General features: G+C 61.5%; 22 protein-coding genes and 1 pseudogene. 8 read left to right on the forward strand and 15 right to left on the reverse strand.

What is annotated here, in order from left to right; genetic code table 11:
• Positions 1-31: 31 nt before the first annotated feature.
• The 5 genes from BA011_RS09350 to BA011_RS09370 all read right to left on the reverse strand — a co-directional run bounded on the left by BA011_RS09350 (position 32) and on the right by BA011_RS09370 (position 7,187).
• Positions 32-2,491: a beta-mannosidase gene (locus BA011_RS09350; protein WP_065280242.1), complete on the reverse strand. Its 2,460-nt coding sequence runs from the start codon at positions 2,489-2,491 to the stop codon at positions 32-34.
• A gap of 342 nt (positions 2,492-2,833) precedes the next feature.
• A complete protein-coding gene (locus BA011_RS09355) occupies positions 2,834-3,925 on the reverse strand; it encodes an ABC transporter ATP-binding protein (protein WP_186806526.1) in 1,092 nt (363 codons plus the stop codon).
• A gap of 4 nt (positions 3,926-3,929) precedes the next feature.
• A complete protein-coding gene (locus BA011_RS09360) occupies positions 3,930-4,874 on the reverse strand; it encodes a carbohydrate ABC transporter permease (RefSeq protein ID WP_065280243.1) in 945 nt (314 codons plus the stop codon).
• Entirely contained in the window at positions 4,867-5,772 is a 906-nt protein-coding gene (locus BA011_RS09365) for a carbohydrate ABC transporter permease (RefSeq protein ID WP_065280244.1), read from the reverse strand. The genes BA011_RS09360 and BA011_RS09365 overlap by 8 nt, the downstream gene beginning before the upstream one ends.
• Before the next feature lie 179 nt (positions 5,773-5,951).
• On the reverse strand, positions 5,952-7,187 hold the full coding sequence (locus BA011_RS09370; protein WP_065280245.1) for an ABC transporter substrate-binding protein: 1,236 nt from the start codon (positions 7,185-7,187) through the stop codon (positions 5,952-5,954).
• 456 nt (positions 7,188-7,643) lie between these two features.
• On the opposite strand from BA011_RS09370, the gene BA011_RS09375 reads away from it, so the two are divergent.
• Positions 7,644-8,687 (forward strand): LacI family transcriptional regulator, encoded by a 1,044-nt coding sequence (locus BA011_RS09375; protein WP_017960810.1) that lies wholly within the window; start codon positions 7,644-7,646, stop codon positions 8,685-8,687.
• A 59-nt stretch (positions 8,688-8,746) separates the two neighbouring features.
• On the opposite strand, the pseudogene leuS reads toward BA011_RS09375, so the two are convergent.
• Positions 8,747-11,264, reverse strand: a pseudogene (gene leuS, locus BA011_RS09380) (leucine--tRNA ligase).
• A gap of 604 nt (positions 11,265-11,868) precedes the next feature.
• Between leuS and BA011_RS09390 the strand changes: the two are divergent.
• The 3 genes from BA011_RS09390 to BA011_RS09400 are packed head-to-tail and all read left to right on the forward strand — an operon-like array spanning position 11,869 to position 14,152.
• Positions 11,869-12,483, forward strand: a complete 615-nt coding sequence (locus BA011_RS09390) for a C39 family peptidase (protein WP_065282473.1) — start codon at positions 11,869-11,871, stop codon at positions 12,481-12,483.
• A gap of 34 nt (positions 12,484-12,517) precedes the next feature.
• Positions 12,518-13,594, forward strand: a complete 1,077-nt coding sequence (locus BA011_RS09395; protein ID WP_065280247.1) for a D-alanine--D-alanine ligase family protein — start codon at positions 12,518-12,520, stop codon at positions 13,592-13,594.
• A 15-nt stretch (positions 13,595-13,609) separates the two neighbouring features.
• On the forward strand, positions 13,610-14,152 hold the full coding sequence (locus BA011_RS09400) for an AAA family ATPase (protein ID WP_065280248.1): 543 nt from the start codon (positions 13,610-13,612) through the stop codon (positions 14,150-14,152).
• A gap of 9 nt (positions 14,153-14,161) precedes the next feature.
• On the opposite strand, the gene BA011_RS09405 is transcribed toward BA011_RS09400, so the two are convergent.
• The 3 genes from BA011_RS09405 to BA011_RS09415 form a co-directional block, all read right to left on the reverse strand.
• Positions 14,162-14,779 carry a class I SAM-dependent methyltransferase gene (locus BA011_RS09405; RefSeq protein WP_065280249.1) on the reverse strand — a complete coding sequence of 206 codons (618 nt, stop codon included), beginning with the start codon at positions 14,777-14,779 and terminating at the stop codon, positions 14,162-14,164.
• A 104-nt stretch (positions 14,780-14,883) separates the two neighbouring features.
• Positions 14,884-15,393 carry a GNAT family N-acetyltransferase gene (locus BA011_RS09410; protein WP_065280250.1) on the reverse strand — a complete coding sequence of 170 codons (510 nt, stop codon included), beginning with the start codon at positions 15,391-15,393 and terminating at the stop codon, positions 14,884-14,886.
• A gap of 56 nt (positions 15,394-15,449) precedes the next feature.
• Positions 15,450-15,944, reverse strand: a complete 495-nt coding sequence (locus BA011_RS09415) for a GNAT family N-acetyltransferase (RefSeq protein WP_065280251.1) — start codon at positions 15,942-15,944, stop codon at positions 15,450-15,452.
• A 250-nt stretch (positions 15,945-16,194) separates the two neighbouring features.
• Here BA011_RS09415 and BA011_RS09420 point away from each other — a divergent pair, with 250 nt between their 5' ends.
• On the forward strand, positions 16,195-16,572 hold the full coding sequence (locus BA011_RS09420; RefSeq protein ID WP_065280252.1) for a VOC family protein: 378 nt from the start codon (positions 16,195-16,197) through the stop codon (positions 16,570-16,572).
• Positions 16,573-16,644: 72 nt separating this feature from the next.
• Here BA011_RS09420 and BA011_RS09425 read toward each other — a convergent pair whose 3' ends face one another.
• Positions 16,645-17,409: a carbon-nitrogen hydrolase family protein gene (locus BA011_RS09425; RefSeq protein WP_065280253.1), complete on the reverse strand. Its 765-nt coding sequence runs from the start codon at positions 17,407-17,409 to the stop codon at positions 16,645-16,647.
• 83 nt (positions 17,410-17,492) lie between these two features.
• On the reverse strand, positions 17,493-18,944 hold the full coding sequence (gndA, locus tag BA011_RS09430; RefSeq protein WP_186806527.1) for an NADP-dependent phosphogluconate dehydrogenase: 1,452 nt from the start codon (positions 18,942-18,944) through the stop codon (positions 17,493-17,495).
• 211 nt (positions 18,945-19,155) lie between these two features.
• Here gndA and BA011_RS09435 point away from each other — a divergent pair, with 211 nt between their 5' ends.
• From BA011_RS09435 to BA011_RS09445, 3 genes are all read left to right on the forward strand, one after another.
• Positions 19,156-19,950, forward strand: coding sequence for a helix-turn-helix domain-containing protein (locus BA011_RS09435; RefSeq protein ID WP_065280255.1), 795 nt, complete (start codon positions 19,156-19,158; stop codon positions 19,948-19,950).
• A gap of 69 nt (positions 19,951-20,019) precedes the next feature.
• Positions 20,020-20,418, forward strand: a complete 399-nt coding sequence (locus BA011_RS09440; protein ID WP_025394905.1) for a polyketide cyclase — start codon at positions 20,020-20,022, stop codon at positions 20,416-20,418.
• Complete coding sequence (locus BA011_RS09445) at positions 20,419-20,781, forward strand: VOC family protein (RefSeq protein WP_025394906.1); 363 nt, start codon at positions 20,419-20,421, stop codon at positions 20,779-20,781.
• Between the two features lie 55 nt (positions 20,782-20,836).
• Here BA011_RS09445 and BA011_RS09450 read toward each other — a convergent pair whose 3' ends face one another.
• From BA011_RS09450 to BA011_RS09465, 4 genes are all read right to left on the reverse strand, one after another.
• The gene (locus BA011_RS09450) at positions 20,837-21,553 is read right to left on the reverse strand and encodes a PAS domain-containing protein (protein WP_151343414.1); all 717 of its coding nucleotides are present in this window, start codon (positions 21,551-21,553) and stop codon (positions 20,837-20,839) included.
• 264 nt (positions 21,554-21,817) lie between these two features.
• Positions 21,818-22,753, reverse strand: coding sequence for a lipid A biosynthesis lauroyl acyltransferase (locus BA011_RS09455; RefSeq protein ID WP_065280257.1), 936 nt, complete (start codon positions 22,751-22,753; stop codon positions 21,818-21,820).
• A 4-nt stretch (positions 22,754-22,757) separates the two neighbouring features.
• A complete protein-coding gene (locus BA011_RS09460; protein ID WP_065280258.1) occupies positions 22,758-23,786 on the reverse strand; it encodes a zinc-binding dehydrogenase in 1,029 nt (342 codons plus the stop codon).
• A gap of 56 nt (positions 23,787-23,842) precedes the next feature.
• Entirely contained in the window at positions 23,843-25,129 is a 1,287-nt protein-coding gene (locus BA011_RS09465; protein ID WP_003540471.1) for a beta-ketoacyl-ACP synthase, read from the reverse strand.
• Positions 25,130-25,138 lie beyond the last annotated feature (9 nt).

A 25,138-nucleotide genomic window follows, 5' to 3' on the forward strand; every position in this document is an offset into this window, starting at 1 on the left:
CTCCTTGGGCCTCGTGCCCATTCTTGCAAGATCAATCCGCCGACTGGCAGGAATACAGGTCGTAGAATCGGAACTCCGGAAGCGCGCCACGATCAAGCGGCCGTGCCGGGGTAAAGGTGATGCGGCGGCTCTCGCCGGCCGCAAGATCGAAGGCGTTGTCGGAATATTTGCCGTCTGTCTCGGTTTCGATCATCACGAAAAGCGCAAGTCCCCTAGCGGTGACGTTGATGTCGACGGAGCCATTCTCCTCAACATATTCGTGGGTGACTGTCAGCCCCGCAGGTTCCAGCTCCAGCGCCTTGTAGGTACCGTTGACATGGTGCCCCTCGCCGCCCGTGCCGTTCGATGCGGTGAAACGCCAGGCAAGCAACGTTCCCTCGGGAATATCGGAAACGTCGATGCTCGTGGCAGTGACGGCCGCATCCGGCGAACATATGGCCTGTACGTCTCTCAGGTGCCCGCGCTCGCCCTTCGTCGTCAGCAGCGATATCGAAAGGTCGACGCTGACATCGGCAAGCGTGTCGTTGACCAGCGAGAAGCGGATCGTCTTTCCGTCGTCGGAAGGAATGGCCGCGACCGCGACCGGCTGGAAGAAGCGCTTGACGAGATAGTGCATCGCCTTCCAGCGGCCGCCATAATCGAGGCTCGACCAGGAGGCGACCGGCCAGGTGTCGTTGAGCTGCCAGTAGATCGTGCCCATGCAATGCGGTTTGAGCGACCGCCAGTATTCCACCGCCGTCTTGATCGCCAGCCCCTGCTGGATCTGAGAGAGATAGACGAAGTTCGGAAAATCCTTGGGAAATCGGAAATAACGGAACATCGTGCCGGCGATACGCTCGTTGCCGCCGGCATTCTTCTGGTGCAGCTCCATGACCGGGGAAGCGACGTTCATGTCTTTCGCCTCAGCATAGGTCTTGATCACAGGCAGCGACGTATAGGACTGGAAGCCGAATTCCGAGCAAAAGCGCGGACGCACCGAGCGGTAATTGTCGAACGACTTGTTCTCGTGCCAGACCGACCAGTAATGCATGTCGCCGGACCCGTCCGCATGCCAGGCATCGCCGAAATCGAGATAACCGGAAGCGGGGCTCGACGGCCACCACAGCGCGCCGGGCAGCGCCTTTTTCACTGCCTGCTCGATCGTGCGGTTGAGGCGATCATAGGAAACGAGATAGCGGTCGCGGTCCTTCCTCGATTCCTCGAACCAGGTGAGCGCTCCGACCAGTTCGTTGTCGCCGCACCAGAGCACGATCGAGGGATGCGAGGAGAGCCGGCGCACCTGGTAATCGACCTCAATCGTCACATTGTCGAGAAAGTCCTCGGTCGAGGGATAGAGGTTGCAGGCGAACATGAAGTCCTGCCAGACCATCAGGCCCAACCGGTCGCAGAGATCGTAGAAATGATCCTGCTCGTAGAAGCCGCCGCCCCAGACACGGATCATGTTCATGTTGGCGGCTTTGGCCGATTGCAGCAGGTCTTCGGTCTTCTCAGGCGAAGACAGCGAAAACAGCGCGTCGGCCGGGATCCAGTTGGCGCCGCGGCAGAAGATCTCGCGGCCGTTGACCTTGAAGGCGAAGCGGCTGCCTGATGCATCCGGCGTGGTGATTAGCTCGACGCTGCGAAGACCGATCTGCTTGATCACCTCATCCGTCGGCAATTCGACGGAAAGCCTGTAGAGCGCCTGCTCGCCGCTGCCGGAGGGCCACCAGAGGCGCGGATTGTCGATATGGAAGAGGTGGTTGACATGGGTCTCGCCATTGACGCCGACATCCAGGCGCACGCGCTCGCCATCGAGGTCGAAATAGACCTGGGCAATATCTGGCCCCTTGGAAAACAGCGTCGCCGTCACTTTGAGATCGACCGAACCGTCATTATTGTGGGTCTGGCGGGTGACGACGTGTTCGATGCGCGCCGTTTCGAGCTTTTTCAGCGCGATCGTCCCGTAAAGGCCGAGCGGGGCAATGGCAATGTTCCAGTCCCAGCCGAAATGGCACTGCGGCTTGCGCAGCATGTTGCCGTCGGGGATCGGCGAGTTGCCCGTGCTGTAGGGAATGTAGAAGGGCTGCTGCTTCTGTCGCGCAGCGCCGACAGCGATGTTGGAGGCAAAGACGATGCGGATGCTGTTGTCGCCTGATTTCAGCATGCTGGAGACATCGGGCCGGTAGCGGCGGAAGCTGTTGTCGGCTTCGAGCGCCAGAAAGCCGTTGACGTGGACGCTGGCGACCGTGTCGAGATAGTCGATATCGAGATACCAGTCGCCCTCGACCTCCTGAAGCGTGAAGCTGCGCTCGACCGCCCATTCGCGCTCGGCGACCCACTGCACCTTTTCCTCGTTGCGGCCGAAATAGGGATCGGGGATCAGCCCTGCCCGGTGAAGCGCCGTGTGCACGTCGCCCGGCAGCATGATCGCGGTGCGGATCTCGCCGTCGACAGAGGCGAGCTGCCACGAACCGGAAAGGTCGATGTTGGGAGTAGTTGATCGATGCGTCACGATATCGTTTCCGATTTACGTTTTTGAAAAGGACGGCGTTTGGTCGTCGTCCGGTAGCTGTCGTTCGTTCAGGGGCCCTCCCGCCCACCCTCACTGTGCATGAGAGGCACTCACCTCTCCTCCCTCATTCCTGTGCTCGTCACAGGAATCCAGCCACGGCGCGTCCGCGCCGTGAATAGAAGCGCTTCCAAAGAGTCTCCCGCGCCCAAGGACTTGGGCGCACTGGATTCCTGTGACAAGCACAGGAATGAGGGAGTATGGAGCATCGGTCGAATTCTTAGGCAACGGCCTTGCAGCAACGAAATAGCAAGGCGCCTTCAGACGCAGCCTCCCGACGGCCAATCAAATCCTGTCCTCCGTTTCGGCATCGAAGACCGAGGCGACCGACATGTCGAAGCTGAGCTTCACCTTGGCTCCGACGTTGAAGCGGCGCGCGCCGTTGACGCGTACCGACATCGTGTGACCGGCATGTTTCAGCCACAGGAGATTGTCCGCGCCCATCGGCTCCTCGATATCGACGGTGGCGTCATGTTCTTCGCCGCCGGTATTCTCGTTGACCTTGATGTGTTCTGGACGAACGCCGAGCACCACCTTGCGGCCGGGCTGCAGCGTCTCGCTAGCGTCGTAGGCAGCGAGCGAGAAAATGACGCCGTTGGCCGAAAAGGCAATGCCGTCGCCTGATTTGACCAGCTCGCCGTGCAGGAAATTCATCGACGGCGAGCCGATGAAGCCGGCAACGAACAGATTGCGCGGCCGGTTGTAGATCGTCGTCGGGTCGTCGAGCTGCTGGATGATGCCGCTCTTCATGATGGCGATGCGGTCGGCAAGCGTCAGCGCCTCGATCTGGTCGTGGGTGACGTAGATCATCGTGTTCTTCAGCGACTGGTGCAGGCGCTTGATCTCGACGCGAAGTTCCGAGCGCAGCTTGGCGTCGAGGTTGGACAGCGGCTCATCGAACAGGAAGACGTCGACGTCGCGCACCAGTGCCCGGCCGATCGCCACGCGCTGGCGCTGGCCGCCGGAAAGCTCAGCCGGCTTACGCTTCAGGAGGAGCTGAATCTGCAGGATTTCGGAGGCACGCGCCACCCGCTTGTCGATCTCTGCCTGCGGCACCTTGGCGACGCGAAGACCGAAGGACAGGTTCTTCTCGACGGTCATCTGCGGATAGAGCGCATAGGATTGGAACACCATTCCGATGCCGCGGTCCTTCGGCTCTTCCCAGGTAACGTTCTTGCCCTTGATGAAGATCTGCCCTTCCGAGGCGTCGAGCAGGCCGGCGATGCAATTCAGCAAGGTCGACTTGCCGCAGCCGGACGAGCCGAGCAGAACCAGGAACTCGCCGTCGTTAATGTCGAGATTGAGATCCTTCAGCACGCTGACCGAGCCGAAGTTCAGGGACAGATCCTTGATGGAGACGCTTGCATTCATATTCATGAGATCAACCCTTCACTGCGCCGGCGGCGATGCCGCGGACGAAAAGCCGTCCCGACACGAAGTAGACGATGAGCGGCACCAGACCGGTGAGGATCGTTGCCGCCATGTTGACGTTGTATTCCTTCACACCCTGAACGGAATTGACGATGTTGTTGAGCTGCACGGTCATCGGATAGGTATCCGGCCGGGTAAAAACCACGCCGAACAGGAAGTCGTTCCAGATGCCGGTCACCTGCAGGATCATCGCGACGACGAAGATCGGCAGCGACATCGGCAGCATGATCCGCAGGAATATCTGCCAGAAGCCCGCCCCGTCGACACGCGCCGCCTTGAACAACTCTTCCGGCAGCGACACGAAATAGTTGCGGAAGAGCAGCGTCAGGATCGGCATGCCGAAGATCGAATGGACGATGACGAGGCCGGTCAGCGTGCCGTAGATACCGATTTCGCGCAGGATAATGACGATCGGATAGATCATCACCTGGTAGGGAATGAATGCGCCGATGATAAGGATCGAGAAGAAAAGCTCGGATCCCCTGAAGCGCCAGTTGGCCAGCGCATAGCCGTTCACCGAGGCGATTGCGATCGAGATGATGACCGACGGCACTGTGATGCGCACCGAGTTCCAGAACCCACGCGATAGCCCATCACAGTTCAGGCCGGTGCAGGCCTGCGCCCAGGCCTTCACCCAGGGTTCGAAAGTGATCTCTACCGGCGGCGAGAAGATGTTGCCGAGACGAATTTCCGGCATGCCCTTCAGCGAAGTGACGACCATCACATAGAGCGGCAGCAGATAGTAAAGGGCTGCGACGATCAGCGTACCGTAGAGCATGATGTTGCGCGCCGACAGCGCCGGGCGTGGCTTCGGGCCACTGGGGCCGTCGCCAAGCTTCCGCGCAACGGCGTCGATGCCGGCAGCAACGGTGTTGAGAGCTTCTATATTAGCCACGCTTGCGCCCTCCACCGAATTCCAGATAGGCCCACGGAACGATGATGATCGCGACAGTGACGAGCATCATGGTCGAGGCAGCAAAGCCCTGCCCCAGGTTCTGCGCCTGGAACATGTAGTCGTAGACATATTTCGCCGGCACTTCAGAGGAAATGCCCGGTCCGCCTGAAGTCTGGGCGACCACGAGGTCGTAGACCTTGACGATGCCGGAGGCGATGATCACGATCGTGGTGATAAAGACCGGCCGCATCATCGGGATCACGATGAAGAGATAGGTCCTCCACATCGGAATGCCGTCCACGCGCGCCGCTTTCCAGATGTCCTCGTCGATCCCACGCAGGCCGGCAAGCATCAGGCACATGACGAGACCCGTTCCCTGCCACAGCGCCGCGATCAGAATGCCGTAGATGACGATTTCAGGCGTATAAAGCGGATTGAAGGTGAAGCTCGTCCACCCGATCGATCGCACCACCGCCTGAATGCCGAAATCGGGGTTCAGAACCCATTGCCAGACCAGGCCCGTCACGATGAAGGACAGCGCGAAGGGATAGAGAAAGATGGTGCGGAAAGTGTTTTCGAAACGGATCTTCTGGTCCATCAGCGCGGCGAGCATGAAACCGATCACGAGGCTGAAGATCAGCGAGAGGATGCCGTAGACAGCCAGATTCTCGATCGCCGTCACCCAGCGGGGTGCCGCCCATAGGCGCTCGTACTGATCGAAGCCGACGAAGCTCAACCGCGGAAGCAGTTTGGAATTGGTGAAAGAATAAAAGATCGTCCAAAACGTGCCGCCGACAAAGATCACCAGCGCTGTCAGGATCATCGGGATAGACGCAATCTTGGCATTCAGATTGCGCAGTAACTTGTTTGGCCGGCCTGCTCGCGCTTGACCCGTCATAAACACTTCTCCTCAATCGCAAATGCGACAGTAACAAAACGGCAAGACGCCGCCTGTCGTCCCCACCTCCGAACCTTTGAAGATACCGGAGAGACGCCGCCAACCGCCGGACGATCACCGGCCGTCCGGACCGATCCGGCCCCCATGGGAGCCGGACCGCAAGGCAGCAAGTCTGCCGATCAGTCAGCAGAAGCGATGATCCCGGCGAAACGCTTCTGAGCGTCTTCCGGCGTCATCGACGGATTGGCGAAGAATTCGGAGAATAGGTCTTCCTTCTGCTTCTGGCTGTCGGCCGAAAGCAGCTGGTCGGTACCTTGGATCACGTTGCCCTTCTGAAGGATTTCGAGACCCTTCTTCATGCAATCGTTGGCGGCGGCGAGATCGACGTCGCTGCGAACCGGCAGCGAACCCTTCTTCAGGTTGAAGGCAACCTGGGTCTTGGGATCGAGCAGGGTCTTGGCGAGCACCGCCTGCGCCTTGGACTTTTCCTCGTCCTTCAGCAGCGGGAAGTAGAAGGCGTCGCCACCCGTCGAGATGATCTCGTTCACGCCGAGGCCCGGCAGGCAGGTATAGTCGGTGCCGGCCTTCTGACCGGCCAGCGCGAATTCGCCCTGCGCCCAGTCGCCCATGATCTGGCCGCCGGCCTTACCTGTGATAACAAGGTTGGTGGCTTGGTTCCAATCCTGGACGTTGCTGCCTTTGGCCATGCGCCGAGCATCGTCGGCGGCCTTGAACACCTTGGCGATTTCAGGACCGGCAGCAACTTCCGCATCCTTGTCCTTGAAGACCTTGTTGAAGGTATCCTTGCCGGCAACCGCAACCATCAGCACGTCGAAGGCGCCTGTTGCCTGCCACGGCTGACCACCGACGGCGAGCGGAATGATGCCGGCCTTTTCGAGAGCCGGAGCCGCAGCGACGAATTCGTCCCAATTCTTCGGAACTTCGACGCCGGCCTTCTTGAAGGCGGCGTTCGAAAGCCACAACCACTGCCAGGAGTGGATGTTGACGGGAGCGCAGTAGATCTTGCCGTCGATCGTGCAAGAATCGAGCAGGCTCGACGGACGAATGATGTCCTTCCACTTCTCGGCGGTCGCTACGTCGGTCAGATCGCGCATCAGGCCGGCCTGGACAAGTTCCTCGGCCTGGCGTCCATGGTTGAACTGGGTCGCGCCCATCGGGTCGCCGCCGGTGATGCGGCTGATCATGATCGGGCGAGCAGTGCCGCCGGAGCCGGCGATCGCGCCGTCGACCCAGTGGTTACCGGTGGCGTCGAATGACTTGGCCAACTCGGCGACCGCTGCAGCTTCGCCGCCAGACGTCCACCAGTGGGTGACTTCAAGATCGGTGGCATTGGCGGCTCCCAGCGGAAGCGCGACCGAAGCGGCAAGCAGGGCTGCCATTAGACGGATTTTCATGAGTTTTCCTCCCTCACTGAAACGTTGCCGGAAAAACTTAGATCAATCGATTTCCTCACGCAACTGCCCGCCTGCAAATTTTTCCGTGAGCACCACAGTTGCTACTTCTGCCTGTTGAAAGGCTGGCGTTCGCGTGCCTTGAATCGATTCTCGACCACGCGCCACCGCACCTGCGTTTTCTGGTATAAATTGTTGAATTTAAACAGTATATTCAGAACAATTCTTGCGTGCGGCCGATTATCCTTTTCGCAACTGCAGAAAAATGGGTCATAAATCGCCGATTCAACCTATGCGTAGCATCCCGCAATGCACACAAGAAAAAGTCCTCGACATTTCTACTGTATCGTTACAGATTGCGTTCCTTAGGGAGGCGCGATTTTGGCAGGTGGGCGGGCTTACCGCGCTTGAGAAAGCCTCTATAAGCGACACCAATTCGCGCGAGGCAGGCTTACAGGGATGGAAAACAAGGGAAATTTCGGGCAGGCCGCATCGGCACCGACGGCGCGCGAGCGCCCGACATTGAAGACGATCGCCTTCATGACCGGCCTTGGCGTGACGACGGTGTCACGCGCGCTGAAGGATGCGCCGGATATCGGGGCCGAGACCAAGGAGCGCGTGCGCATGGTCGCCCGCCAGCTCGGCTACCAGCCGAACAGGGCAGGTGTGCGCCTGCGCACTGGCAAGACCAACGTCATCGCCCTCGTCCTCAGCATCGACGAGGAGATCATGGGCTTTTCGAGCCAGATGGTCTTCGGCATCTCCGAGGTGCTGTCCGGCACGCCCTATCATATCGTCATCACGCCGCATTCCCACAGTAAGGACCCGATGCAGCCGGTGCGCTATATCCTCGATACCGGCTCGGCCGACGGCGTCATCATCTCCCGCATCGAGCCGGATGATCCGCGCGTGCGGCTGCTGACGGAGCGCGGCATGCCCTTCGCTACGCATGGGCGCACCGATGCGGGTCTCACGCATCCGTTCCACGATTTCGACAACGAGGCCTTCGCTCATCAGGCGGTGGAAAAGCTCGTCAAGCGCGGCCGGCGCCGCATCGCCCTGCTGCAGCCGCCGAGCAAGCTCACCTACTACGCCCATATCCGCATCGGCTTCCAAACCGGCCTGCATGATTACGGCGCCGAGGAAGTGCCGCTGCGCGTCAACACCGACGCACCGCTCGCCGACATCCGCGACATCGTCGAGGTGATGATGCGCTCGGCCAACGCCCCCGACGGCATCGTCTGTTCGGCCGGTAGCGCGGCGATCGCTGTCAATGCCGGCATAGAAGCCGCCGGCAAGGCGCTCGGCCGCGATCTCGACATGGTCTCCAAGCAATCGGTACCAATCCTGAACTGGATCCGCCCCGAGATCATCACCGCCCAGGAAGACGTGCGCCAAGCCGGCCGAGAAATGGCCAAAGCCGTCATCGCCCGCATCGATGGCGTCGAACCGGAACTGCTGCAGAGCGTAAGCCAGCCGACTTGGCCGGAGAGCGGCCGGTAGGGCAGTCGATGGAGGAAACCGACCGCCGGACTCAAATCCCGACGATCAGCTTTGGATCATCATTGGTCTTCGACGACGAAATTCACCAGTCTCCCCGGGACAAGAACTTCCTTGATCACCGTTTTGCCGTCGAGCAAGGCCATGACTGAAGGTTCGGATCGCGCCGCCGCAAGCAGCGCCTCGCCGAGATCGGTGGCGGCTTCGAAGCGGTGGCGAACCTTGCCGTTGATCTGCACGACATATTCGCGGGTCTCCATCTCGATCATTGCAGGATCGAAGGTCGGCCAGGAAACCCATGTCAGTGTTTCCCCGTGACCAAGCTTGCTCCATAACTCCTCCGCTATGTGAGGCGCAAAGGGTGCAAGCAACAGCACGAATGTGTCCACCACTTCGCGCGGACGCGCTGCTTCCGCCGTCAGTGCGTTGGCCAGTTCCATCAGCCGGGAAACCGCGGTGTTGAACCGAATTGCTTCGATATCCGCCGTGACGGTCTTCACCGTCTGGTGGCGCAAGCGCAGAAGCTGCGGGCTGGGGGCCGCCTCCACCACCGCTGGAGACAATCCGTCGCTCTCGTCGCAGACAATGCGCCAGGCACGCTCCAGAAACCGACGCACGCCGATCACGCCAGCGGTCTGCCAGGGTTTTGCCGCGTCCAGAGGTCCCATGAACATCTCGTACAGGCGCAAGGCGTCGGCCCCGAACTGATCGATGACATCGTCGGGGTTAACAACGTTCAGCCGCGACTTCGACATCTTCTCGACGGCGCGCTGCACTTCGGCCGATCCAGCCAACCATCTGCCCTCCTCTTCGACGACGGAAGACGGCTCGTAATACCGGCCCGCCGTATCGCGGTAAGAATGAGCGAGGATCATGCCCTGGTTGAACAGCCGGTGGAACGGCTCTTCCGTCGAAACGACGCCGATGTCGTAGAGAACCTTGTGCCAGAAGCGGGCATAGAGAAGATGCAGGACCGCATGCTCGGCGCCGCCGACATAGAGGTCGACCGGCATCCAATAGCGCTCGGCCTCGCGCCCAACAGGTTCGCTGATGTTTTCGGGATCGAGGAATCTAAGATAATACCAGCAGGAGCCCGCCCATTGCGGCATCGTATTAGTCTCCTGCCGTGCCGGAATGTCGGTACCCGGCACGATCGTTTCGACCCAGGCCTGCGCACGGGCAAGCGGCGGTTCGCCATCCGGCGTCGGAGCGTAGTCGTCCAGTTCAGGCGGCAGCAGCGGCAGGCATTCCTCGGGCAGCGGCATCACCGAGCCGTCCGCCAGATGCAGCACCGGTATCGGCTCGCCCCAGTAGCGCTGGCGGGAGAATAGCCAATCACGCAGGCGATAGGTGACCTTAGGCCAGCCCGCGCCGTTCGCCTGCAGCCAGGCGATGATGGCTTTCCTAGCCTCCGGCGAGGCCAGACCATTCAGGAAGCCCGGAATTGACCATCCTCCCCTCGCCCTCAAACGCCGCCTTTTCGATATCGTCCGCACTGTCGATCACGCGAATGATCGGCAGGCCCTGCGCGCAGGCAAAGGCGCGGTCCCGCGCATCATGGGCCGGCACCGCCATCAAGGCGCCGGTGCCGTAGCCAGCCAGCACGTAATCGGCCACCCAGATCGGGAGCCGGGCGGCGGTGGCGGGATTGACGGCATAGGCGCCGGTGAAGACGCCGGTCTTCTCGCGTCCAGCATCGGCACGCATCGCTTCCTCCAATGCCTCGGCCTCGGCGATATAGGCGGCAACCGCCTCTCGGGCTTCCGGCGTAACGGTGGTGGCGACAGCGAGATGCTCCGGCGCGAGCACGATATAGCTTGCTCCGAACAGGGTCTCGGGGCGCGTCGTGAAGACGGTGATGCCCTCCGCGCCATTCTCGAGCGAAAACCGGATTTCGGCGCCCTCGGAGCGTCCGATCCAGTTGCGCTGCATGATTTTCAGGTTTTCGGGCCAGTCGAGGCCGTCCAGTCCCTGCAGCAGCCGATCGGCATAGGCCGTGATGCGCAGCATCCACTGACGCATCCTGCGGCCAATGACGGGATCGCCGGTCTCGACATAACGCCCGTCCTTGACCTCCTCGTCGGCAAGCACCGCGTTCTGGGCCGGGCACCAGTTGACCGCGACCTCCGCCTGATAGGCGAGGCCCTTCTCGAACAGCTTCAGGAAGATCCACTGCGTCCAGCGCACATAGGCGGGGTCGGTCGTGGCAAACTCGCGACTCCAGTCATAAGAGAAACCCAGCCTCTGCACCTGCCCGCGAAACGTCTCGATATTGCGCTTCGTCGTGACATCGGGATGCACACCAGTCCGCATCGCGTGGCGCTCCGCCGGCAGCCCGAAACTGTCCCATCCCATCGGATGCAAGACATTGAGGCCGCACATGCGTTTGTAGCGGCACGTTATATCAGTGGCCGTATAGCCGAGAGGGTGGCCGACATGCAGGCCCGCACCGGAAGGATATGGGAACATGTCGAGTGCGTAGAATTTCGGTCTGGCCGGATCGATTTCCGCCCGGAAGATATGGTGGTCGGCCCAATAGGCCTGCCACTTCGGTTCGATCGTCTTGGGATCATAAGGCATGCATCACTCCTGGCGCCGGTCGGCTATGCGGCGGCGTGTCCTGAAAAATGGAGGCGTTCTTTGGTTCAGGAGCAGCTACGGCTGCCGGTGCTCCGGTGACGTCCGGCAGCCGCGGCCAAGTCGAAACGCACGCGGAGTTGCGGCACGGAATCTCAGTACCGCCTGCAGGACGGAAAAGGCACAATATGGCTTGGGAAACGATCTGATGTCCATGGATGGTAACTCAGGCAAATAAACGGAAAGCAAACGACAGCATTGACCCGGCTCCGATCAGGAGGCCGTGGTGATAAGTCGTGCACCGCTTCTGCGGGCAATTGGTGCTTGAGTTGCCATGGTCATAAGCCAAGAGTGCCCGATAAGATCGCTTATGCCAAGAGGGTATTTGTACGAAAGGCTCCGTTCAGATCCGCCAGCGCGTTCCTTACCAGCTGATCGGAGCACCGCCGCGATCTTCGGGTGACTGCCTCGCCGCGCCGCGTCACGGCATGGATAGCGCGGTGGACGGATGGCGCCAGCGGCTTGACGATCAGGGTGTGCCGCATCGGTTCGAAAAAAGCCAAGATTGCCCGCCATCTCAGAGACGAGCCACGGGGGATTCGACAGGATGCAGCAGAGCGGCGTGCCCTATTTCAGCCAATGGGAAACACCGGGCATGACACTGCCGGTGCTTGCCGAGGGATCGCAGGCCTTGCTCAACGATCCGCTCTGGCGCTATTCGGGAGCCGGAACGATCGAGGAATATGCGCGCTGGGCGGTCAATGTCTGCGGCATGGCCTGCCTGAAGATGATCCTTGCCGCCCGCGGCGAGATCCATCCGACACTCGAGCTTGCCCGCGCCTGCACCGCCTATGGCGGTTATGTCGTCAACGAGATCGATGCCTCGATCAAAGGGCTGATCTACGCGCCCTTCGTCCGTTTCGCCGCCGAGCGTTTCGGCCTCGGCGCCGAGACGATCACCGGTGTCAAGACATCGGCCATTCCCGAGCATCTCGCGAAGCGCCGGTTCTTCATCGCCTCGGTGAACTCGGGCATCCGCTGGCCAGAGCGCGAGCCGCCCTCGAAAGGCGGACACTTGGTGCTGGTGACGGCAGCCAGCGATGAAACAATCCGTTTTCACAACCCGTCCGGTCATGACGAAGCGAGCCAGGCCGATGTGACACTGCCGCTTGCCGTCTTCGACCGTTTCTTCGCCAATCGCGGCATATCGGTCGACGCCTGACCCTTTTCAACACCAGATCGTTTCGGAGGCTTTCATGACCCCATCCCCAAACAGGCTGCGCATTGCCGTGCTCTTCGGCGGCCGCTCGGCCGAGCATGAGGTTTCCGTGCTCTCGGCAACCAATGTCATGGGCGCGCTCAAGCCCGAAAAATACGACGCCATCCCTGTTTTCATTACCCGCGAGGGGCAATGGCTGCTGAGCAGTTTCGAGGACGGTATACTGGCGACGCCTTCATCGGGCACGGAAATCTGCCTGGTGCCGGGTGGGCACGGCCGGGTGCTGGCGATCCCAGCTCATGGCGCGCCGCATGACCTAGCAAAGGTCGACATTCTGTTTCCTGTCCTCCACGGCCCGCATGGCGAGGACGGATCAGTGCAGGGCGCTGCAGCGGTGGCCCGCGTTCCACTCGCCGGTTGCGGCATCCTCGGCTCCGCCGCAGCGCTCGACAAGGACATCGCCAAACGCCTGCTGAGGGCAGCGGGCCTGCCGGTGGCACGCGCGGTAACGATCCATGCGGGTGCCGCCCCTTCACTGGCAGCCTTGGAAGGCGAGCTCGGCCTGCCGCTCTTCATCAAGCCTGCGCGCCAGGGATCGTCGGTCGGCGTCGCCAAGGTCCATGCCAGCCAGGAATTTGCGCCCGCCCTTACTGAGGCCTTCCGCCACGATCGCACACTGCTCGCCGAGGAATTCGTGCGCGGCCGTGAGATCGAATTCAGCGTCTTGGAAGATGCGGCAGGAGAACTCTTCGTCTCCCGGCCGGGCGAGATCGTGCCGGCGGAAAGCCACGGCTTCTACAGTTACGATGCCAAATATATCGACGAGAAAGGTGCGGCGCTGAAAGTGCCGGCCGAACTGCCGCAGGAGGTCGAGACCGCCATGCGCGACGTGGCCGCAAGGGCCTTCCGGGCCGTCGGTTGCGACGGCATGGCCCGCATCGACTTCTTCCTGACAGATGACATGCGGTTCCTCGTCAATGAAATCAACACCATCCCCGGCTTCACCGATATCAGCATGTATTCCAAGGCGATGGCGGCAAGCGGTGTCACCTACGCCGAAATCATCGACCGACTGGTGGACCACGGCCTGGCGCGCGCCCGACGGACCGCCTGAGACGGGAGCTTGATCATGAACAGGTCGGTCTTGATTTCGGGATGTTCCGGCGGCGGAAAATCGACACTGCTTGCGGAACTTGCCGCCCGCGGTCATGCCGTCGTCGAAGAGCCCGGTCGGCGGATCGTCAGCCAAGAACTCGAGGGCGGCACGGCCCTGCCCTGGGTCGACATGGCGGCCTTTGCCCGCCGCGCGATCGAGATGGCGATGGCTGACCACACGGCGGCGCGTGAGCAGGCGGGCTGGACGTTTTTCGATCGTGGGCTGATCGATGCGGCGGCAGCGCTCCAACACCTCACCGGAGAACCGATCCTGGAAAAATTGAGCGTCGCCCACCGCTATCACCAGAGGGTTTTTCTCACCCCGCCATGGCCCGAAATCTACACGACCGACCCCGAGCGGCGCCATGGCTTCGACGAGGCGGTCGCCGAATATGATCGACTTGCCGCCGTCTATCCGACGCTCGGCTACGACGTCTTCATGCTGCCGAAAATCGCGGTCGCCGACCGGGCGGATTTCATTCTCGACTGCCTCTCTCGGGAACCGAAGCAGCAGTAGACGAGATCGTCAGTGCCGGCGAAAAACGCACCACTGGAACGACTGCCGGCCGCCGCCGGGTGTCGTATGTTCCTCCCGCCAGTCACTGTGAAGCGCGAAGGTAAACGAGAATTCAGTCGCAAGCGCCACCGCGTCGTAACGCTGGACCGGCAAGCCGCTGCACCGTTCCGGCCCGTCCGGCGCGAAGGTCGCGATGATCACGACGCTGCCCGGCGCCGTGCCGGTTTCGAGCGCGCGACGATAGGCCAGCCGCTGCTCCGGTTCGGTGAGGAAGTGAAAAACGGCGCGGTCGTGCCACACGTCGTAATGGCGGTCGGGCTGCCATGAAGTGACGTCGGCAACCACCCAGGCGATGCGGGCGGCTTCATCCCGCAGCCGCGCCTTGGTGACCTCGAGCGCCGGCGCGGCGATGTCGAGGACGGTGAGGTCGGACCACCCGCGCTCGACAAGACGGTCGACAAGGCTCGATGCGCCGCCGCCCACATCGATCAGCGAGGCCGTGGCCGGCAGTTGCAGATCGTCAAGCGCCCGCAAGGAAGGCCCGGGCGTCGGCTGATACCAGCTGACGCTGTCGGCAGATTTCGTCCGATAGACCTCGTCCCAGTGTTCCCGCTTCTCGCCTGTCATCCGATATCCCCATCTCTTGCAGAGCCCGATTCCCTAACCGATCAACATGTAGGGACTGAGACGTCTGCAACCAGTCGCAGTGTGCCCAGGACCATGTTCTCCGTTCAGGAAGCGAAGTGACGATAAACCAGATCCTTAGGGTCATCTCTGGGTGCAGCAGGATCGAGGCGTGCGCCCAGCCGTTCGGCAACGGCAGCGGATGCAGCATTGCCGGGAGCAATATAGCTGACCAGCGACGGCAGCTTGAGCGTCGCGAAGGCCCAGTTGCGCAGCGCCAAGGCCGCTTCGGTCGCATAGCCTCTGCCCTCGTATTCCTCGTAGACGAACCAGCCCAATTCCTTTTCGGGAAAGAGCGGTCCGTGATTGATCCCCACCTGACCGACGCATTCGCCGGTTTCGCCAAGCTCGACCGTCAGCGCTCCGTGCCCGAAAAGCTGCCACAGAGCGACGTCGTGACAGAACATCCCCCACGCCGCGCGCAGATCGAACGGACCACCCATTCCGATGGATCGCGGCGACGCCATGATCTCAGCATAGGCGGCGAAATCGTTGATACCAGGCATGCGGAGCTTGAGACGCTCGGTTCGAATGGTCATCGCGCCCGCTTCGGACATGTCGTCGCCTTCTCTGTCAGCTTGGGTTTGGAGTTTCGGCCGTTGAACGAAATATTCTAGCTTTCAAATGCCGGAGCGAATTGCAACGTCCCGCTCGGCGGAGATCCGCGAAAAACAATCCTCTGCACGAGCCGCGTATCGAGGTCGAGATACTTCAATTGTCCATCGCTGCTGAAACCGACACGGCTGTAGATCTCGGGATTGCCGATCAAGGCGCATCCGCTGGCGCCCATCTCGTTCAACAATTCGAGACCCCGTGCAATCATCGCCTTGCCGATGCCCTGTCGCTGTCTCTCCGGCTTGACCGATATCGGCCCCAGCCCGAACCAGCCGTCATGCGCGCCGTTGATCGTCACCGGCGAAAACGCCACATGCCCGAGAATCTCGCCGCCCTGCTCGGCCACCAGCGATATCTTGAGATCGCCCGCCGCACGAAGTCTTCGGACAATCTCCGCTTCCGTACCGTCGCTGTAGGGCATCGGCTTGAAGGCGGTCGAGGTCAGATCATGAATCGCATCGATATCATCAGGCGTTTCGTCTCGGATAAGCATCTCTGTCAATTCCTCAAGCGCGTTGTCGTCAGGGCTGCCCGTACAAACAATGTCTTATCCCATTGAAACGAAGTGTCGTAGATCCCAGAAAAATCTCGCGGAGATTCCGCTACCCGCTCTTCCGAAGAGGATTCCGAGGCTATAGACCTAAGCTCGTGGGCACCGTCCTGCTGATCGAAACATCGAAGCGTACCATCACTGTCGGCACCGTCCGGAGGGTGTTTGCGTCTTCGCAATCAGAGGTTCTGCGATGAATGATATCGCCGATCACGGTGTTCGTTTCGGACGAATTGCCGCCATGCTGCCGGTCAAGGACATGACCAAAGCCTATGATTTTTACGCCAATGTCCTCGGCTTCAAGAAAACATTCGAGAACGGCAATCCTGTCGGCTTCATGATCCTGAAGCGCGATCAGGGCGAAGTGCATCTCACCTTGCAGCCGAACCACAAGGCTGCGGACTTCAATGTTGCCCACCTGATGGTCGACAATGTCGATGCCTTGCACGCGGTTTGCCAGCAATATGGGCTGAGAATCATCAAGAGCCTTCAGGACAAGGACTACGGATTGCGGGCCTTCGTGTTCGAAGACCCCGACGGCAACCGTATTGACGTTGGCCAGCGGATCTAGCCAGCCATGAGAAGTGGATGGGGATACAGTCCCCATCCAACTTTCGCACATTCCCGAATTCCGCAGTGCTCGTCATTTGAGTCGAGCCCCTGCATCTTGTCCATCACAGGGAAAGTCGAAGACCAGCAAGCCGAGCTCCTCCAGCGGGAGCTGCGCCACGACCTCCCCTTGCCGGTTCAGCACGGCCGTCGGTCCCCAGGCGATGCGCCCGTCGCGCTCGCCCGTTACGTCGGACGATATCAGCCACAGGCCCGTTTCGCGGCATCTTTCACCGCGAACGGCATTGTGCAGCGGCTTGAATATTTCCGCCTTCTCCCGTGGCATCATGTTGTTGGACAGGCATAAGATCAGCGATGCGCCAGACGCAGCAACCTTTGCGGCTGCCTCCGGAAAATTGGTGTCGTAGCAGATATTGATCCCGAAGCGCAGGGCACCGATCGCAAAGAGCGGACTGTCCTTTCCAGCCTCGAAAGCCCGTTCGCCGCGCAACAGGTGGGCCTTCCGGTAGCGGCCGAGGAGAACGCCGCGCTCGACGACGACGGCGGTGTTGAACAATCGCCCGTCATCGATCTCGATCAACCCCATGACCAGCACCGGTCCCGACTTCGGCAACCGATCCAGGACCGCCGCGAACTCGGCCGATGCGAGATCGAGGGCAACACGCCGCGCCGATCGTTCATCGGTCAGGTAGCCTTGCAGAAAACCTTCGGGAAAGACCAGCAGGGCAACGCCATCAGCCTCGGCGAGCGCCGCGACCCTAACCGCATAATCCAAGGCCGCCCCAACATTCTCCCGAAATTCCGGCGTCTGCGCGGCGGCTATCCGAATGCTCGTCACCTAGATCTCCGGGTTCTCGGCTGCGGAATCTCAGCAAAAGGCCCGGCACTGTGGCCGGGCCTCTCCTTGAAAATCGGTAAACCTCAGAAGGTCGAGGCGCCGCTGCCCCAGGGGCCGTGGTGGAAAGCCTTACCATCAAGGCGGTCGAAACCGTGGGCGCCGAAGAAATCGCGCTGCGCCTGGATGAGGTTTGCCGTTCCCCTGCCCTGGCGGTAGGCGTCGAAATAGGTCAGGGCCGAGGTCAGCGCCGGCACCGGCAGGCCGGCGGCAATCGCGGCACCGACGACACGGCGCAGCGCCGGGATCGATTCCTTGACCATGTCGGAGAAGGCTGGCGTGACGATGAGGTTTGCAGCATCAGGCGCCTTGGTAAAGGCCGAGGTGATCTCGTCGAGGAACTGCGAGCGGATGATGCAGCCGGCACGCCAGATCCTGGCAATCGTCGGCATCGGCAGCGACCAGTTGAACTCGCGCGACGCTTCCGCCATCACCGCGAAGCCCTGCGCATAGGCGCCGATCTTGGCGGCAAACAGCGCCAGTTCCAGATCCTTGTTGAGCTCGGGGCCGTAAGCGATCGGGAAGGACACGACCTGCTTTCCGAAGATCTTCTCGGCGGCTTCGCGCTGCGATTTCATCGAGGAGAGGCTGCGGGCGGCGACTGCGGCTTCGATCGCCGTTGCCGGAATGCCCATATTCTGCGCCTCGATCGCCGACCACTTGCCGGTACCCTTCTGGCCGGCCTTGTCGAGGATCATATCGACCATCGGCCCGCCGGAAACCGGATCGGTTGCGGCAAGCACCTTCTCGGAGATTTCGATCAGGTAGGAGTTCAGCCGGCCCTTGTTCCATTCGCCGAAGATGCCGGAGATTTCGGAGGCACTCTTGCCGAGGCCGTCGCGCAGGATGCCGTAGATTTCGGCGATCATCTGCATGTCGGCATATTCGATGCCGTTGTGGATGGTCTTGACGAAATGGCCGGCGCCGTCATTGCCGAGCCAGGCGACGCAGGGCTCGTCATTGTAACGGGCGGCAATCGAGGTCAGCACCTTCTCGACGCGCTTCCAGGACTCTTCAGTGCCGCCGACCATGATCGACGGGCCGTGGCGCGCACCTTCTTCGCCGCCGGAAACACCCATGCCGATGAAGGTCAGATCGGTATTCTTCAGCCGATCGAAGCGGGCGACGGTGTCGCGGAAATTGGCGTTGCCGGCATCGATCATGATGTCGCCCTTGGAGAGATGCGGGCGCAGCAGCTCCATCTGCTGGTCGACAGGCTCGCCCGCCTTGATCATGATGATGATCGGACGCGGCGGCCGGATCGCATCGACGAATTCCTCGATAGTCTTGCAGGGAATGATCTGCTTCTTCAGATCGCCGGCGCTTTCGTAGAATTCGTCGGTTTTCTCCGGCGTGCGGTTGAAGACCGCGATTTTATTGCCTTTCTCCGCGATGTTGAGCGCCAGGTTGGAGCCCATGACCGCGAGGCCGATCAGTCCGATTTCTGCCTTTTCCACGACAAACCTCCGATGTGTCATTTGGACCGGTGTTGTGGCACTGTCTCGGTCAAACGGCAAGTCTCGCAAGGGTCCAATCGGTTCGCAAAAACCAATGAAATGAGGCTTGCAATATCCCTGCTTGTCCGACAACCCACCAGCTGCCGCTTTAATCCGAAGCCACAAGTTTTTCGCGCGTTCTGCCCGTAATGCCCTATCTCATGTTATAATCAGTGCCTCGGGAGATATCGCATTGGCATCGGGAAAACGAAAAGAAACGGCTCTCCTGGCGGCCCGCGCCGGCCGCTACCGCGAATATGCACCGCCGCCGACGCTGCGACGCCATTTCAGCCGCCTCTGGTCTCATGCGCTTCACAACGGACCGCCGGCAATGGTGGCGATCGTGCCGGATGGCTATTGCGATCTCCTCTGGATCGACGGCCGGCTGGTCGTCGCCGGCCCCGACAGGACGGCGGCCTTTCCCATCATCCGGCCGGGCGCGACAGTCATCGGCGCACGCTTTGCGCCCGGCGCTGCAGCACCCTGGCTGAAGACGCCGATCTCGGCACTGGTCGGCTGCTCGGTGCCTCTTGCTGACATCGGCTGGAAGAACACGGCCGAATTCGAAGCGCGGCTTGCGGATTGTCCCGACCTCTCGGCCGCGATGGCGCTGTTTGGCCGCCTGCTCGAAGGGACCGCGCGCGATGCAGAGGAGCCCGCCCGCGACGCCGCCATGATCTTTGCCGCCGCCGCCGACGGCGGTCGCCCGGCATCCGGCCTGCTCGACCGGCTCGGCATAAGCGAAAGGCAGCTGCGCCGTCGCTGCCACCATCATTTCGGCTACGGCGCAAAGACGCTGGAACGGATCCGCCGGTTCCAGCGTTTCCTCGACCTCTGCCGCAAGTCGGGGACGATGCCGCTTGCCCGCCTTGCGCTGGAAGCGGGCTTTGCCGACCAGCCCCACATGACGCGCGAGGTCGGCGAGCTTTCGACGCTGACGCCCGCCGTCATTCTCGACCAGCTCGGCACGCGGAAAAGAGGCGACTGACCGTTTTGTTCAAGACGCCGCCGGCCGGCTTGTTATTCTGACGAACTAAATGACAGGGACCTGCAAGCCATGACGACAATGCCCGCGAAAATCATCCACCTGTCGATCGAGCGCGACTGGCGCGACGTCTATGAATTCGCGGGTAAGCCGGAGAACATGCCGCTCTGGGCGTCCGGCCTTGCGACCGGACTCGAGCCGCACGGCGCCGACTGGATCGCCCACGGCGCTCTCGGCAGCGTCAAGGTGAGCTTCGTGCCTGCCAATGAATTCGGCGTGATCGACCATACGGTGACGATCGAATCCGGCCTCCGGGTCTATAATGCCCTCCGCATCGTGCCGAACGGCGATGGCTGCGAGGTCATGTTCACGCTGCTGCGTCTGCCCGGCATGACCGACGCGCAGTTTTCCGCCGATGCCGCCCATGTCGAGAAAGATCTCGCCATGCTGAAAGCCCTGATGGAGAGATAGATGGCCGAGAAGACAGAAAACAACGACCGCCGCATCGACTATGTCGAATTCAACGTCGCCGACATCGCTGCCGCCAAAGCCTTTTACGGCTCGGCCTTCGGCTGGCGTTTCACCGATTACGGCCCGAATTATTGCGAATTCGACGACGGCCGGCTGAAGGGCGGCTTTACCGATTTCGGACCGGTGCGGACAGGCGGCGGCCCGCTGGTCGTCGTCTATGCCAATGATCTGGAAGAAGTGCTGACCTCAGTCGAAAGAGCCGGCGGCACGATCTGCCGGCCGATCACCGATTTTCCCGGCGGCCGTCGCTTCCACTTCCTCGACCGCGATGGTTACGAACTCGCCGTCTGGGCGGCTGCTTAGCCAGACTACCCAAGGCAGCCGAGTTGGTCATGCTGCCTAAGGCTACCGACCGGGATCAGGCAGCCTGCGACAGCCGATCGAGATCCTCCATGACGAGCAGGGCGCCAATCACCGTGCCGCCCGCATCGCGCAGCGGCGACATGCGACAGCGCACCTGCCGCGACCCGCCGCTGCCGTCCGAACGCTCATAGGTATAGTCGATCTGGTCACCGGCAAAACAGGCGTCGAGCTTATGCTTGGCGCATTCGGCAAACCGCTCCTCGCCGATGAATTCGGAAAGGTGGCGGCCGATGAGCTCCATCGGCTTCCTGTTGAGATGGGCGCTGTTGGCCGGATTGGAATAGAGGTAGCGATAGTCCCTGGTCAGCACCGCCACGCGATCCGGCAGGCTTTCGAGGATCGCCGCGTTGAGGAACTGACCGTTATCGGTATCCGGCACATAGGCCGGCGGCGGCTCGATGCGTACATCCTGCGGCGAAGGCACGCGCCAGTCCGGCCCATGCGCCGCGAGATAGCGGTCGAGCAGATAGGAGAGCACCGACGTGTGCTCCGTGACGCTGGCGCTGTCGTCGGCATCCTGGCTGATCAGGTGGCTCACGAACTGCAGCTGCATGTAGACTTCGAGCAGATTGGCTGCCCGGCAGGCGAGGATTGCCTCGACCAGCGGCTCGACATGACGGTCGAGCGCTGTGACGCGCTGGTCGTCGCCGACGCGTATGGCTTCCTCGATTTGCACGCAACGCAAAGAAAAAGCTCGAAAAAGCTCCAGCAAGACGCCTCCCACTCCCATTGTCACAAGAGACGAGTCCGAAACCTCACATGGCTGCATTTCCCAAAAATGCGCCTTCCGGTAGACATTATTCGCGTCTTGGTGGGTGACGGGTAACATGAAGCGCCCTCAGTTTCAATCCGAGAGCACCTGCCGCTTTTCACCGCTGATAAATGGGGGTGGACCTTTTTCAGAGTATGATGCCGAAAAGTGTGAGCGGTTTTCGGGCGACATCATGCTCCAACCATTCGTTTGGAGCATCCTATTCTAAGGCGCGAGCGTCTGCTTGATCTGCCAGCGGTCGTGGTACCAGAGCCACTGCTCCGGATATTCCCGCACCCAGCTTTCCACCTTGTCGTTGAGCAGCTGGGCGGCGGCCGGCAGGTCGAGATTGCCCTTGGCGTCGCGCGGCATGTCCAGCCGCGGCTCGATTTCCAGCCGATAGCGATTTCCGGGCAGACGGATGCAGCGCGCCGGATAGACTTCGCAGTCGAACTGGCGCACCAGCTTCGGCAGCAGCGGATTGGTCTTGACGTCGCGCCCGAAGAAGGTGCCCTTCAGCCCCTTGCGGAATTTCTGGTCGACCAGCACGCCCACCCCCTGGCCTGCTTCCAACTGACGGGCGAGCGCGAAGGACGAACCTGCATGCGAGGGCACCAGCTTGCCCATGCGGGCGCTCCTGAAGTCGAACACCTTCTTGGCGACATAAGGATTATTCGGCGGACGAAAGAGCACGGTGACGTTGAGGCCGAAGGCGGCACCCGCCACCGGCAGCAGCTCGAAATTGGCGGTATGGCCGGTAAAGACGATGAAGGGGCGCGGATTGTCGCGCAGGTCGAGGAAGATCGGGACGCCCGACACCTCCACCCTGCCCGGCTCCGACTTTTCGGGATCATAGTCGAACAGCTGATCGAGGAAGACGTATTCGGCCGCAAGCCGGCCCATATTGCCCCAACTGGCGAGCGCGATCTCCTCGATCTCGGCCTCGCTCTTCTCAGGGAAGGCGTTGCGCAGATTGGTCAGCATCAGTCTGTGTCGGCTGGTCAGCCGGCCGAGGCGGCGCATCATACTGTCGGCGAAGCGGATCGCGCCATCGGCCGGAAACAGCTTCAGGAAATTCATGAAGCCGAACATCAGCTGAGCCACCAGCCATTGCTGGAAATTCCTGAGCGCCAGAACGATCCGGGTGATGAACAGCTTCACGCGGTCAATCCATCTTCAGGATGATCTTACCGAAGATCTGGCGCGATTCCATCCGCTCCAACGCCCGGTCGATATCGCTGAAGCTGACTTCGGTATCGATGACGGGATGAACGAGCCCGCGGCCCATCTTCTGCATCGCATTCGCCATGTTCTCCATGCGGCAGCCGAAGGAACCGAAGAGCTTGAGTTGTTGCTGGAACAGCATCATCAGGTTCATCTCAGTGGAAACACCCGAGGTCGAGCCGCAGGTGACGAGGCGCCCGCCGCGCTTCATGCAGAGCATCGAGCCTGCCCAAGTGTCCTTGCCGACATGTTCGAAAACGACGTCGACGCCCTTCTTCTTGGTGAGCTTGCGCACCACGCCTTCGAAACGGTCGGTGCGGTAGTTGATGACGTGATCCGCGCCGAGCGCCTTGGCCTTCTCGATCTTGTCGTCCGAACCGACCGTGGTGATGACAGTGCAGCCGATCTTCTTGGCAAGCTGGATCGCCGCTGTGCCGATGCCGGAGCCGCCGGCATGGACGAGGATCGTCTCGCCCGGCTCAAGCTTGGCATTGTCGAACAGCATGTGCTCGACCGTGCCGAAGGTGACAGGAGCAAGCGCCGCGCCGATCGCGTCGACGCCGGGAGGGGCTGGCACCAGCAGGCGCGCCGGCAGGTTGACCTTCTCCTGCGCGAAGCCGTCGAGATGGAAGCCATGCACGCCGGAGACATGTTCGCAGAGATTGTCGCGGCCTTCGCGGCAAGGGCGGCAGAGGCCGCAGGTGCGCGCGCCGTAGATCGCGACGAGCTGGCCCGGCAGCACGTTGGCAACGCCCGGCCCGATGGCCTCGACGACGCCGGAGGCTTCGGCACCGATGACCAGCGGCATCTTGCGCTTGGCGAATGCCATGCCGCGCCAGCCCCAGACGTCGATATGGTTGAGCGCCACCGCCTTGACGCGCAGCGTCACCTCGCCGGCACCAGGAACGTCCGGTTCAGGCAGGTCGGTGATCTCAAGCTTGCGGTCATCGATCAGTTGCAAAGCGCGCATGGCAAAATCCCTCGCCTTCAAGACGGTCTTCTTGTTTTGAAATTGTCGCGAACCGCTTAAGCCGGTTCGAGCGCCATGACAAGGCTGGCATTCTGCCCGCCGAAGCCGAAGGAGTTGGAAAGCACGGCTGAAACCTGTGCTTCCCGCTTCTTGTTCGGCACGACATCGAGAACGATCGACGGATCGGGGTTGTTGTAGTTGATGGTCGGCGGCAGCGTTCCGGTCAGCATCGTCTGCAGCGAGAACACCGCCTCGACGGCGCCCGCCGCCGTCAGCGTATGGCCGATCATCGACTTGTTCGACGACACGGGAATGCCGACGAGCCGGTCGCCGAACACGGCCGACATCGCGCCATACTCCATCTTGTCGTTCTCCGGGGTCGAGGTGCCGTGCGCATTGATGTAGCCGATGCCACTCTCGTCGATGCCGGCATCGGCAAGGGCCGCGCGGATCGTCGCGATTGCCGGGCCGCCATCGGGCGACGACCGGGTGCGGTGGAAGCTGTCGGCCTTGTCGCCGGCGCCCTTCATGATGCCGAGCACCTTGGCGCCGCGGGCAACCGCTGATTCCAGCGATTCCAGCACCAGGGTCGCTGCACCTTCGGCGATGACGAAGCCGTCGCGATCCTTGCTGAACGGCTTGGAAGCCTTGGTCGGCGGATCGTTCTGCGTCGAAAGAGCTGACAGCAACGAGAAGCGGATCAGCGCTTCGGCACTCAGCGATCCGTCGGTTGCGACCGTCAATGCGCGATCCGTGCGGCCTTGACGGATCGCCTCGATGCCGAGCTGGATCGCCGTGACCCCGGAGGCGCAGGCGGTCGACAGCGTAACGGGAAGGCCGCGGGTGCCGAACCGGTCGGCAAGGCGCTCGGAAATCGCACCGAACAGGGCCGCCTCATGGAAGGCCGGATCCGGACGCTGACGCAGCGCCGTCAGGAAGCGCTCATAGGCATCCCCTGGATGGTCGGAAGCCGGCGAACGGTCCGCAAGCTCGAAGCGCGCGCTCCACTCCGGCTCGATCGGCGGGGCGGCGAGGAACAGCGGGCCGTTGAAATCGCCGGAAAGGCCGGCATCGGCAAGCGCCTCGATCGTCGTTTCGCGGGCGAAGGCATAGGAGCGCTCGACGGCATTCGGCACCGGGATGCCGATAAAATCGACGGTGCCGGCGATCCGCGTCGACAGGCCCTCGGTCGGGAATCGGTTGATCTCGTGGATGCCCGACGTGCCTGACGAAAGCGCTGCCCAGTTATCGCTGAGGCCCTGACCGAGCGAGGTGATGATGCCCATGCCGGTAACAGCCACGATCGGACGGCCGAGGTGATCTCTATAAGCGGAAGCTGTCATATCTCTCAC

This window comes from Rhizobium leguminosarum, assembly GCF_001679785.1.
In the GTDB taxonomy this organism is placed as follows: Bacteria; Pseudomonadota; Alphaproteobacteria; order Rhizobiales; family Rhizobiaceae; genus Rhizobium; species Rhizobium leguminosarum_R.

Bases quoted from the DNA above. Each gene is read 5' to 3' on its own strand.
- BA011_RS09395 (WP_065280247.1), top strand. From the start codon at position 12,518: ATGACCCCATCCCCAAACAGGCTGCGCATTGCCGTGCTCTTCGGCGGC.
- BA011_RS09445 (WP_025394906.1), top strand. From the start codon at position 20,419: ATGGCCGAGAAGACAGAAAACAACGACCGCCGCATCGACTATGTCGAA.
- BA011_RS09415 (WP_065280251.1), bottom strand. From the start codon at position 15,944: ATGCTTATCCGAGACGAAACGCCTGATGATATCGATGCGATTCATGAT.
- BA011_RS09440 (WP_025394905.1), top strand. From the start codon at position 20,020: ATGACGACAATGCCCGCGAAAATCATCCACCTGTCGATCGAGCGCGAC.
- BA011_RS09405 (WP_065280249.1), bottom strand. From the start codon at position 14,779: ATGACAGGCGAGAAGCGGGAACACTGGGACGAGGTCTATCGGACGAAA.
- BA011_RS09460 (WP_065280258.1), bottom strand. From the start codon at position 23,786: ATGCGCGCTTTGCAACTGATCGATGACCGCAAGCTTGAGATCACCGAC.
- BA011_RS09420 (WP_065280252.1), top strand. From the start codon at position 16,195: ATGAATGATATCGCCGATCACGGTGTTCGTTTCGGACGAATTGCCGCC.
- BA011_RS09390 (WP_065282473.1), top strand. From the start codon at position 11,869: ATGCAGCAGAGCGGCGTGCCCTATTTCAGCCAATGGGAAACACCGGGC.
- BA011_RS09370 (WP_065280245.1), bottom strand. From the start codon at position 7,187: ATGAAAATCCGTCTAATGGCAGCCCTGCTTGCCGCTTCGGTCGCGCTT.
- BA011_RS09375 (WP_017960810.1), top strand. From the start codon at position 7,644: ATGGAAAACAAGGGAAATTTCGGGCAGGCCGCATCGGCACCGACGGCG.
- BA011_RS09355 (WP_186806526.1), bottom strand. From the start codon at position 3,925: ATGAATATGAATGCAAGCGTCTCCATCAAGGATCTGTCCCTGAACTTC.
- BA011_RS09410 (WP_065280250.1), bottom strand. From the start codon at position 15,393: ATGTCCGAAGCGGGCGCGATGACCATTCGAACCGAGCGTCTCAAGCTC.
- BA011_RS09465 (WP_003540471.1), bottom strand. From the start codon at position 25,129: ATGACAGCTTCCGCTTATAGAGATCACCTCGGCCGTCCGATCGTGGCT.
- BA011_RS09365 (WP_065280244.1), bottom strand. From the start codon at position 5,772: ATGACGGGTCAAGCGCGAGCAGGCCGGCCAAACAAGTTACTGCGCAAT.
- BA011_RS09400 (WP_065280248.1), top strand. From the start codon at position 13,610: ATGAACAGGTCGGTCTTGATTTCGGGATGTTCCGGCGGCGGAAAATCG.
- gndA (WP_186806527.1), bottom strand. From the start codon at position 18,944: ATGACACATCGGAGGTTTGTCGTGGAAAAGGCAGAAATCGGACTGATC.